The organism is Dokdonia sp. MED134 (genome assembly GCF_000152925.2).
Taxonomy (GTDB): domain Bacteria; phylum Bacteroidota; class Bacteroidia; order Flavobacteriales; family Flavobacteriaceae; genus Dokdonia.
Map to the genome: position 1 here is coordinate 2103754 of NZ_CP009301.1, position 11954 is coordinate 2115707.

An 11954-nucleotide genomic window follows, 5' to 3' on the forward strand; every position below is an offset into this window, starting at 1 on the left:
TAAAAAAGTATATTTGTAAATCAGATGGCAGAAAAGAAAACAAAAAAGAAGAAAATCGCAAAAAAGCTACTGCATAAGTACCGCTTAGTGATACTTAATGAAGATACTTTTGAGGAGCGTATTTCTTTTAAACTCACACGGCTTAACGTGTTTATATTGGTAGGTGTGTCTGCTATAGTGCTTATAGCCTTAACCACATTACTCATTGCGTTTACACCACTTAGAGAGTATATCCCGGGTTACTCAAGCACAAAACTTAAACGTAATGCAACCTTACTAGTCGCAAAGACAGACTCGCTAGAAAATGCGATACGAGTAAACGAGCAATACTACTCATCCATACGCAGAGTATTAAGTGGTGACGTAGCGGCACTAGAGTTTGATAGAGATTCTATACGAGATGCGGTTTTTAATGAAGAAGATATTTATGTGCTACCTAGCAAGGAAGATAGCTTGCTTAGACAAACGGTAGAGCAAGAAGATAAATACAATGTATTTGATAAGGCTGTAGAGGATACAGATTTCTCATTATTTCCGCCAGTGCAAGGGACCATTACATCTACTTATAATGCTGCCTTAAAGCATTATGCGATAGATATTGTAACAGAAAAAGATGCCCCTGTAAAAGCAGCGGCAGATGGTACGGTGATTTTTGCAGAGTGGACAGCAGAGACGGGTCACGTACTTATTATTGAGCACCCTAAAAACTTGATTACCGTTTATAAACACAATGCCTCTCTTAACAAGGAGCAAGGTGATCTTGTACAAGCGGGTGAAGTTGTGGCAACCGTAGGTAATACAGGAGAACTCACAACAGGACCACATTTACATTTTGAATTATGGAGTAATGGATACCCCATTAACCCAGTTAATTTTATTGATTTTAACTAATGTCATTAAAGTCTTTTGGCGCAAAGATTTTTGCCTCTTACATCACAGGTAAAATTAAGAAGTGGGCAGATCACCCTATAGAAACTCAACAAAAGGTTTTTGAGAAGCTCATAGATGCTGCGCAGTATACAAACTTTGGTAACGATCACCATTTTGATAAAATAAAAACCCATCAAGATTTTGTAAAACACGTACCCATAAGAGATTATGAAGCGCTTAAACCTTATGTAGATAAGATGGTTGCTGGCGAGGCAGATGTTTTATGGCCTGGTAAGCCCTTGTACTTTGCAAAAACATCTGGTACCACTTCTGGAGTAAAGTACATACCTCTCACAAAAGATAGTATGAAGACGCATCCTAACAGTGCGCGTAATGCCATATTATCATATATCGCAGAGACAGGTAATACTAGCTTTGTAGATGGTAAAATGATTTTTTTACAAGGAAGCCCCATAATGACCGAAAAAAACGGCATCAAGTTAGGGCGTCTATCTGGTATAGTAGCTCACTATGTGCCTAACTATCTTCAGAAAAATAGACTTCCCAGCCTAGAGACTAACTGTATAGAAGACTGGGAGCATAAGGTAGATAAGATTGTAGAGGAGACTATAGATCAAGATATGACCCTTATAGGAGGGATTCCGCCGTGGGTACAGATGTATTATGAGCGTCTTATCCAGAAGAGTGGTAAAACTGTGGGAGAGCTCTTTAAAAACTATCAACTCTTTGTGTATGGTGGGGTAAATTATGAGCCATACCGTCGCAAGCTAGAAGACCTTATAGGGAGAAGTGTAGATAGTATTGAGCTGTACCCTGCAAGTGAAGGATTTTTTGCTTTTCAAGACTCACAGACTGAGAAAGGAATGCTCCTGCAGCTAGATAACGGAATCTTTTATGAGTTTATAAAAGCAGATGAGTTTTTTAACGAAAACCCTACAAGAATCACCCTCAAAGATGTACAGCTAGATGTAAACTATGTAATGATTATATCTACCACTGCTGGCCTGTGGGCTTATAACATAGGCGATACAGTAATATTTACCAGTCTTAAACCCTACCGAGTGATGGTTTCTGGACGTATTAAGCACTTTATTTCGGCATTTGGGGAGCACGTGATAGGTAAAGAAGTAGAGCAGGCTATGCTTGAGGCATCTGCAGGTACAGATATCAAGGTGACCGAGTTTACCGTAGCACCACAAGTAGCACCACAATCTGGACTGCCTTATCACGAGTGGATGATAGAATTTGAAAATGAGGGGACGGGAGATTTAAACGCTTTCGCGAAAGCGCTAGACACCTCACTACAAGCTCAAAATTCTTACTACTTTGATCTTATAGAGGGTAAAGTACTACAACCTCTTAAAATAACGAGAGTGGCAAAAGACGGCTTTAATGAGTATATGAAATCACAGGGAAAACTGGGGGGACAAAACAAGATCCCAAGACTCTCAAATGATAGAAAAATAGCAGACCTTCTTGCAGTAAAGCAGTAACTTGCTTGTACCGAGGCTAGATAGTCTATGCCTTGCAAGGGGTGAGATGTAAATACTAATCATTACCTTTGACCTTTAATATGAGTATATTAAAAAAACAAGGGCGTACAAGAGCACAAGAGAGTAGCAGCGCCATCGAAAGGATGTATATCACAATGCGTCACCTCTTTAATAGAGGGTTCTACAAACCAATGGGTGTTTCTGGAGAAACATTACGTGAAGCACTATTAATCTTAAGACCAGAAATTTACGGTACTATAGCAGAAGAAAAAGTCGAGCTAGATGGACTTCTTTATGTAATAGATAGACTTCCAGAGGGAATAGAGGAGTGTAGATTTATTAATCTTACTAGCGACGAGGGGTATAAAAATAGCCACTTTGAACCTATTGTACCGGCTAAGCGCCGCCGTAATTGCTATCGCATAGATGAAGAACAGATGAACATCGAGATTACTCGTGGTCGTTCTGAGATATATGATATCCTTACCCACATTACTTTTCTTTTTATAGAATCTCACAAAATAATGAAGCGCGTACTCATTAATGATGAGGGAGCGGTTATACGTGACTGGGAGAAGTTAGAAAAAGCTGTTTTAGATAATGATGATCTCGACCAGAAGGGTTGGGAAATCGCTATGACCCACACAGCAAACATTTTAGGAAGAACATTTGCAGAGGTAAGTAGTATTGCTCCAGAGTTTAATACAAGAACAAATAACAAACGCTTTTTACAAATCATCTACTGGCTAGGTAAACTGGCTATTGCAGAGGTTTTAAAAGAAAACAAGCGTACGGTTACATTTAGCCCAGTGTTGCGTGAGCGACTAGGTCATCACATACACGGTGAGGTATGGGCAAATGATATTAAGGCTACCTTAAAGCAACACGGTTTAATACATAGACCGTTACACATTATAAGTGCAAATATGCACTCTGTAATGAATACACTGTATGCTCCACTTGCTCTTAAGTCTGAGCTTCGTAAGAAGTCTAAACTTGACATTTATGAGATGCTTAGTAATAGTGGCAACGGTGCGTTACGTAATAAAGTGCAAAAAGTAGCGTTACAAAACGGAATGATATACCTTCCGGATGAAAGCGGAACGAATATCAACGTTCAGATTTTTGATATGTGTAAGCTTCCTGTGGCAGAAAATGATTTCTGTAAGAAGGAGATGAAAGATGAAGAACATCCAGTAATTATTGTGATGGACTATGCCTTTGGAGAGCAAGCTTACGAAACTATGGAGGAGCTACTCAAACCATATCAAGATGGTGAGGAGAAGATATATCTAGATGTAGACTCTATATCAATAATGGGTAAAGCGGGTATTCTTGAAGGTGGCAAGGGAGATCTTATGATACCTAGCGCACACCTTTTTGAGGGAACTGCAGATAATTATCCTTTTGATAATGAATTGTCTAAAGAAGACTTTGAAGATAACGGACTTCTCGTTTTTGAAGGAGCAATGGTTTCTGTACTAGGTACATCACTACAAAACAGGGATATCCTTAAATTCTTTCACGACAGTACGTGGAGCGTTATTGGACTAGAGATGGAAGGTGCTCATTATCAAAAAGCGATACAAGCCGCAGCAAAGTTGCGTAAGAGTATAAAGGAAACAGTAAAAGTGCGTTATGCATATTATGCTAGTGATAATCCCCTAGAAACAGGTAGTACACTAGCTTCTGGAGGATTAGGTACCACAGGTGTAAAGCCTACATACCTCATCACAGAAAAAATACTGGATCAATTATTCAAGTAATTTAAGAGTCTAAATTATAAACTGTATTTTGGACCTTTTACGGCTTACATACCACTAACGACCAAAATATAATATGTATGAGCGATCATTACAATCAACCTGCTAGCCAGCAGGAGATGGACCTTTCTGATATATTCTCTCTCATAGGCAGATTTATAAAAAACTGTATCTACTTCATATTTAGAATAGTAGATTTTATAATTAGAAAGTGGTGGATTATACTACTGCTTATAGTCGCAGGTATTGTCCTTGGCTACTTTACAAAGGGTGCAGCTTCATATGAGGCAAATCTTTTACTTAAGACTAATTTTAAAAGTCAGTCGTACGTTTATACTGCTATTAACCAGTTTAATAATAATCTAGCCGAAGGAGATACAGACTTTGTTATTTCTCTTGGTAAAGACCCATCTACCTTTGGCGTGGCTTCTGTAGAGGTCGCTCCCGTGGTAGAGGTACTTGATCTCATAGCGTATATAGGTGAGAATGATAGAGCCCTAGGCGAGATGACTCGTGAGTTCAAACTAGAAGATGATAGAGAGCTTTTTGCTACAGATCGTTTTCTGTCTACTTATAAATATCACAAGCTCACCGTAGGGCTTAAAAGTGAGCAGAGTAAAGAAGATATTGCAAGTCTTATGAGCTTCATTAATGATCAACCCTTTGCAAAACAGCTTAAGGAGAAGGGATTGCAAAATCATAAAGAGTTTATTGCCTATAATGAGAAGACACTTAAACAACTTGATGAACTCGTAGAGGGTTATACAAAAGAAGCAATTGGTTTACAGAACACTTCAAAAGAGGGATTTTACTATAATAATAGAAGTGATAATGAAATGTCATCTCTATTTGATTTTAAAATAATGCTTTCTCGCAATACAGAAGAACTTAAAAATGATGATGTAAGCTATACAGATGTGGCCGTTATTGTAAGCGACATCCAAGCTTCTAGAGACACATCTATTCTAGATAATATGATTATTATATACCCACTATTATTTGTGATATTGTTTCTTTTTATTTCTGGTACAATAAAGCTATACAACTCATATAAAGCCGAAACATTAAATAATTAAGAAACTCCAATACGCACGTTATGAGTCATAAAGTAGCATTAATCACAGGTGTCACAGGGCAAGATGGAGCTTATCTTAGTGAGTTTCTCCTTAAAAAAGGGTACGAAGTACACGGTATAAAACGTAGGACGTCACTATTTAATACAGATAGAATAGATCACTTGTATGAGGATCCTCATATTGATAATCAACGATTTTTCTTGCATTACGGTGATCTTACAGATAGCACAAACCTCTTTAGAATTATACAAGAAGTACAGCCAGACGAGATTTATAATCTTGGAGCAATGAGCCACGTTCAAGTTTCTTTTGAGATGCCTGAGTATACGGCAAATGTAGATGGTCTAGGTGCTCTACGCCTGCTAGAAGCTGTAAGAGCTTTAGGTTTAGAGAAGAAAACAAAAATCTATCAAGCATCTACCTCAGAGCTGTATGGTAAGGTACAAGAGGTACCACAAAGCGAGACAACACCGTTTTATCCTCGTAGTCCATATGCAGTAGCAAAGCTCTATGCATACTGGTCTACCGTAAACCACCGTGAGGCGTACAATATGTTTGCTTGCAATGGTATATTATTTAATCACGAGTCGCCTGTAAGGGGAGAGACTTTTGTAACTAGAAAAATCACTAGAGCAACCGCAAAGATTGCCTTAGGTCTTCAAGATAAAATGTATCTAGGTAATCTAGATGCAAAACGTGACTGGGGACACGCAAAAGATTATGTACGTATGATGTGGATGATCTTACAAGCAGACGAACCAGAAGACTGGGTGATAGCTACAGGAGAGACAACTACTGTGAGAGACTTCATAAAAATGGCTTTTAACTATATAGGCGTCACCTTAGAGTTTACAGGTGAGGGAGTAGAAGAAAAAGGTAAAGTAGTCTCATCAAATAATCCTGAGTACCCCGTAAAAGAAGGTCAAGTAGTTGTTGAGGTAGATCCAAAATATTTTAGACCTACAGAGGTAGAGCTCTTAATAGGTGATGCTTCAAAAGCATATAATAAGCTAGGTTGGAAACCAGAGTATAAACTACAAGGACTTGTAGATGATATGATGAAGAGCGACATCAAGCTAATGCAAAAGGACAGCTATCTTAAAGAAGGAGGGTATCAAACAATGAACTATTTTGAGTAGCACAATCATACCTAAAGAGGCAAAAATCTATGTTGCAGGCCATAGAGGCCTTGTGGGAAGTGCTATTGTAAAGGCACTTACCGCAAAGGGCTATCATCACATCGTCACGCGCACACATCAAGAGCTGGATCTTACAGATACCCTTGCCACAGCAACATTTTTTAAAACAGAAAAACCAGCATATGTTTTTCTGGCTGCCGCAAAGGTGGGCGGTATCATAGCAAACAATACGTACAGAGCAGACTTTTTGTATCTCAATCTTATGATACAAAACAACGTGATACACCAGAGTTACAAGCACGGAGTTAAAAAATTACTTTTCTTGGGTAGTACCTGTATTTATCCAAAAAACGCACCACAACCTATGCCAGAAGATGCGCTGCTCACAGGTACACTAGAGTATACAAATGAGCCCTATGCTATTGCAAAAATCGCAGGAATCAAGCTTTGTGAGAGTTACAATCTTCAGTATGGGACAGATTTTCTATCGGTAATGCCCACTAATTTATATGGGTACAACGACAATTTTGACCTTGAGAAATCACACGTTTTGCCTGCACTTATTAGAAAAATGCATCTTGCAAAGCTCTTGTCAGAAGGTAAAAACGATGAGGTATGTAAAGATCTAGAGGTTTCCGCTTTCGCGAAAGCGCAACCTATCTTAAAAAAGTTTGGCATCTCTGCCGAAAGTGTAGAGATATGGGGAACAGGTAGTCCTAGACGCGAGTTTTTATGGAGTCAAGATATGGCAGATGCCTGTGTACATATAATGGAAAAAACGAGCTTTGAACAAGTAAGAGGCGATAGTGATGAGGTAAGGAATACCCATATAAATATAGGTACAGGCATAGATATAAGCATTAAAGAGCTTGCTATGCTTATAAAAAGTACCGTAGGTTTTAAAGGTAAACTAGCTTTTGATACCTCAAAGCCAGACGGAACACCTCGTAAACTTACTAACGTAGATAAACTACACGAGCTAGGGTGGAAGCATACCGTAAACCTAGAAGAAGGTGTTGTAAACCTATACAACTGGTACTTAAAAAAGAAATAGATGAATCCCAAAATCTGGACCCCTAGATATATAACAAACAGAATAGGACTCTATGTATATGAGCAATTTAATAAGGATAAACCTTGGATTGCACCTAGCGCTATAAAATGGCTAGACACAAACTTACATAAAGAGATGTCTGGCGTAGAGTTTGGGTCTGGTAGAAGTACTGTTTGGTATGCTCATAAACTTAAGAACCTCGTAAGCATAGAAGATCATCAAGACTGGTATCAAAAAGTAAAACAACAACTTGAAAAAGCTAAGCTTACAAACGTACGCTATATCTTAAAATCTTGTGAGCAGGATATGTTAGGTCATATTCCATACGTAGATATTGTAAAAGAATTTGATAATAGCTCTATAGATTTTATGGTTGTAGATGGTAAATATCGTGATCGTATTGCCCTAGAAGCTATACAGAAGCTCACCTCTGGAGGTTATCTGTTACTAGATGATGCAGAACGGTATATACCACTCGATTCACATACACCTTATAATTACAAGAAGGAAGGAAAGAAGCAACCAGAGGAGTGGAAAGCTTTTTCAGAACGCACAAGTAACTGGGAGCAACTGCATTTTACAAGCGGTGTGTCAGACACAGTAGTTTTAATAAAACCATAATTGAGTATATTAAAATCCATAAAAGAGAATGCTGCAGGCCGCAAGATGGCTGGTAACTACGTTTCGTTACTGTTTATACAGGCGGCAAATATTCTGTTACCTCTTATATTATTGCCTTACCTAGTACGTACACTAGGTGTAGAAAAATATGGACTTGTATTATTGGCACAATCTTTTTGCACTATTTTATATGTGTTTGTTGAGTTTGGATTTAACTTAAGTGCTACCCGTAGGATATCTATTCTCAAAGACAATGATTCAGGAAAATCTCAAGTTTTTTCGGCAGTGATATCTATTAAGTTATTGCTGGCTGTTGCAGTAGCGGTTGTGTATGCGATAATCATACTTGCGTTTCCTAGGTTTAGGTTAGAGTGGGAGGTGTATGCGTTAAGTTATGGTGTAGTAGTAGGGCAGGCATTGTTTCCAGATTGGTTTTTTCAGGGAATTGAGAAAATGCAGTTTATAGCAATACTCAATGTGCTTGCTAAAATCATTTTTACGGCTCTAATCTTCATTTTTGTACGTCAGGTGGGTGATTATAGCAATGTGCCATTATTCACCAGTATAGGCTTTCTTATAGCCGGAACCATAAGCTTTATCATAAGTCTCAAGTTTGTAAAACTCATTAAGCCTTCAAAAAAGATGATGGGTGAACTTATGACAGAAAGTAAAAGCATCTTTGTGTCTAATATAGCTGCACGTCTTTTTAACTCTGCAAATGTATTTATAGTGGGGATGATTGCTGGAGATGCTATTGCTGGTATTTACGGTAGTTTTGAAAGAATTTTTATGGCAGCCAAAGGTTTCTTTTCTCCCATTATGCAAGCTGTTTTCCCCTGGCTCTCTGTACAAGATGAGGCAAAGAGAAGAGCAAGTATACGTAAGATGGCGCCGGGTATTATAATACTGGCGGGTATTTTTATAACCATCATACTCATCTTTGGAGAAGATATTTTACAACTGTTATTTGATGATCCCGCCATAACAGCTTACACAACTGCATTTAAGATATTATGTACTGCAACCGTTTTTGCAGGCCTTAATATGCTCATCCTTACCTTATACTTACCTGCTGTAGGCGCCTATGTAAAGCGTATGAATATACTATTAATAGGAGGCGTTTTTAATGTATTGCTCGCCTGTTTACTGGTGTCCATATGGCCTATTTATGGTATTGTGATAGCAGTAGTTTTAACAGAACTAGCGCTAGCGTTATTAAGTTGGGTGTATTTCTTTAAACAGTCTAAACCCCAAACATATGCCGTCTAGACTTACCATTGTACAGACTGCATTACCAGATTATAGAGGAGGCTTCTATGCTGAACTCTACAGATTACTGAATACAAATTTCTCGCTATATGGTGGAGCTCATTATTTTGAGCCGTCTGTACAAACAGACAATAGCATTTTACATAAAAAACTAGAAAACAAATTTTTACTAGGTAATCGTTTTTTATGGCAACGAGGAGTTAGACATCTAGCACTAGAGCAAGGTATTGTTGTACTTGAGATGAACCCTCGTATACTGAGCAACTGGTGGTTGCTATATAAACGGAAATCTAAGGGGCTCAAAACCGTGTTGTGGGGTCACGCCTGGCCGCGAAAGGGTAAAAATAGTCCAACAGATCGCTTGCGTCATAAAATGCGTAAACTAGCTTCTACCATCGTGGTGTATACTAAAAAACAGCAGGAAGAGCTACAAGAAAAAATGCCCGCAACACACATACTCGCCGCGCCTAACGCACTTATGAGTAGTGAAGTAATGAATGTCGCTGCAGGTAAACACGACCATCTTATTTACATAGGCCGATTAACTCCAGAAAAAAAACCACTCTTTTTAGTCCAAGCATTTAAAGCGTGTTTACCAGATCTCCCACCAGAAACAAAGCTTCTCATAGTAGGCGCTGGAGAAGAACAATCTAAAATCGCTACATTTATAAAGAAACATCATCTTGAGAATCGTGTGGTTTTATATGGTCATATAAGTGACACAAAGGAGTTAGAACGACTTTATGCATCAAGCTTGTTTAGTGTTTCGCCGGGTTATGTAGGTCTATCTATTACCCAAAGTTTTGGTTTTGGTGTACCTATGCTTATCTCTCGTGATGAACCGCACTCGCCAGAAATAGAGGCAGCAATAGAGGGCGATAATGTGGTGTTTTATGAGACAGATGATGTGGTACGCTTTCGCGAAAGCGTAAAAAAAATATTCTCAAACAGAGAAAAGTGGATTGAAAAAAGAGATGCAATCTCCACCTACTGTCGTGAGCGGTATACGGTAGAGGCAATGGCAAGGGTGTTTTATAAACTTACGCAAGGCAATGATAGGTAGACTCATCTTACTACTAGCTTATCTAGGGATAAGTGTTGTGCTGTTTGCAACTTTTGCAACAGATGTATGGGTGTGGATGTCATTTTTTATGAGCAACCTTGTACTGTTTGCGTTGTTCTGGTGGCATTTATATCAAGAGCGAGAGTACACACCGTTTATATCTGTGTACATTGTTTTTAACTTCTTGTTTTTTATCATAGCACCCATATTGCAGCTACGAGTTATAGGAGATAAAAATGCAGATTTCTTAACAAAGCTACCTTACACATCTTCAGGCATTATTTATAGTAATGTATTAATAATACTTTTTACGCTCTGTTTTTTTGGAGCTTATACGTGGTTTAAAAAAACTAGAAAAACGAGGGTTATAGTCCCAAATTATAATAGAGACAAAAGATTACCTCTTGTGCTTTTTGGAATATTAGGTATTTCTTTACTCGTATTTGTTGTGAGTATGGGGTTTGTTTTTAACGAGATGGCTCGTGCTGGATGGATGGCCTCATCCATAGGTCGCACTGCTTTACTTATATGGAAAAAGCTACTTTTTGTAGTACCGCTAGGGGGTGTTATTTTAACGGTACAGTATTATAAACAGTCTAAAAAGTCAGGTATAAATGTGCTTGCTGTGGCTGTTATGTTTGTTTTATTTATGATACTGCTATTATGGTTTAAAAATCCGCTAGTAGAAAAGAGAAATGCCTTAGGTCCCATTTATATTTCTATAATTTACTTGCTCGCACCTAGACTGCTTAATAGTAATGTGAAGACGATGTTTTTTATGTTTTTTACAATGGTTGTTGTGTTTCCACTTTCGGCTATTATTACGCACGCAAAGTCTTCTTTGAGACAGATTATTATACAGCCGCGTATACTTCTAGATGAGTTTGAAGGTGAGGGGATAGGTGAGGTTTTTAATACAATACATTATGATGCCTTTATAAATATAGTTGCTACGATAGATTATGTAAAGTACGAGGGCTTCTCATATGGATACCAGTTTTTAAGCGCATTTTTGTTTTTTATACCCCGTAAAATCTGGGAAGGAAAACCAGTGAGTACGGGACAGCTAGTAGGCGAGCACTTAATAGACAACTATGAGTTTACGTATAGTAACTTATCTAACCCTATGGTATCTGAGGGATATGTAAATTTTGGGATTATAGGTGTTATACTTCTTGCCATTGCTCTTGGGTATGCAATAGTTTACTTTTTGACTTGGTTACATAGCCACATTCTTATTAAAAAAATTATGGCTTTTTACTTTGCGATACACTTATTGTTTTTCTTAAGAGGAGATTTTGCAAATGGATTTTCGTATTACGTGGGAACTCTTATAGGTGTTATGGGTATTGCTAGATTAATAGATTACCTTATCAAAAATGGATTAAATAATCAATATAAATGGAGGCAAAAACACATAACAAAAGCTTAGTGTATCTAGAAGGAGCTTTGTTTCTTCTATTTGCATCAATACTGTTACCTACAAATATAAAATCTATTGCTGTGGGGTTATTTTGTGCTGTCTCGGTTTATCATTTTTTCAAAAGTAAAAACACATTTAACACTCGCTTTTTTTTAGTAAATG

The 11954-nt window shown here is 37.9% G+C and carries 10 protein-coding genes; all 10 read left to right on the top strand.

Annotated elements, in window-relative coordinates:
* Positions 1–24 precede the first annotated feature (24 nt).
* On the top strand, positions 25–891 hold the full coding sequence (locus MED134_RS09220) for a M23 family metallopeptidase (protein ID WP_038598168.1): 867 nt from the start codon (positions 25–27) through the stop codon (positions 889–891).
* Positions 891–2384 (top strand): GH3 auxin-responsive promoter family protein, encoded by a 1494-nt coding sequence (locus MED134_RS09225; RefSeq protein WP_038598170.1) that lies wholly within the window; start codon positions 891–893, stop codon positions 2382–2384. The genes MED134_RS09220 and MED134_RS09225 overlap by 1 nt, the downstream gene beginning before the upstream one ends.
* Positions 2385–2464: 80 nt before the next feature.
* Complete coding sequence (locus tag MED134_RS09230) at positions 2465–4150, top strand: DUF6909 family protein (RefSeq protein WP_038598172.1); 1686 nt, start codon at positions 2465–2467, stop codon at positions 4148–4150.
* 77 nt (positions 4151–4227) lie between these two features.
* Positions 4228–5223 carry a hypothetical protein gene (locus MED134_RS09235; RefSeq protein ID WP_038598173.1) on the top strand — a complete coding sequence of 332 codons (996 nt, stop codon included), beginning with the start codon at positions 4228–4230 and terminating at the stop codon, positions 5221–5223.
* Between the two features lie 20 nt (positions 5224–5243).
* Positions 5244–6362, top strand: a complete 1119-nt coding sequence (gene gmd / locus MED134_RS09240) for a GDP-mannose 4,6-dehydratase (RefSeq protein WP_038598175.1) — start codon at positions 5244–5246, stop codon at positions 6360–6362.
* A gap of 7 nt (positions 6363–6369) precedes the next feature.
* Positions 6370–7416, top strand: a complete 1047-nt coding sequence (locus MED134_RS09245; protein WP_084811689.1) for a GDP-L-fucose synthase family protein — start codon at positions 6370–6372, stop codon at positions 7414–7416.
* Positions 7417–8037, top strand: a complete 621-nt coding sequence (locus MED134_RS09250; protein ID WP_052084191.1) for a class I SAM-dependent methyltransferase — start codon at positions 7417–7419, stop codon at positions 8035–8037. It begins immediately after the preceding gene.
* On the top strand, positions 8038–9306 hold the full coding sequence (locus MED134_RS09255; RefSeq protein WP_038598179.1) for an oligosaccharide flippase family protein: 1269 nt from the start codon (positions 8038–8040) through the stop codon (positions 9304–9306).
* A complete protein-coding gene (locus MED134_RS09260) occupies positions 9296–10369 on the top strand; it encodes a glycosyltransferase family 4 protein (RefSeq protein ID WP_052084193.1) in 1074 nt (357 codons plus the stop codon). The genes MED134_RS09255 and MED134_RS09260 overlap by 11 nt, the downstream gene beginning before the upstream one ends.
* Entirely contained in the window at positions 10359–11801 is a 1443-nt protein-coding gene (locus MED134_RS09265) for an O-antigen polymerase (protein ID WP_052084196.1), read from the top strand. The genes MED134_RS09260 and MED134_RS09265 overlap by 11 nt, the downstream gene beginning before the upstream one ends.
* The last annotated feature ends 153 nt before the right edge of the window (positions 11802–11954 follow it).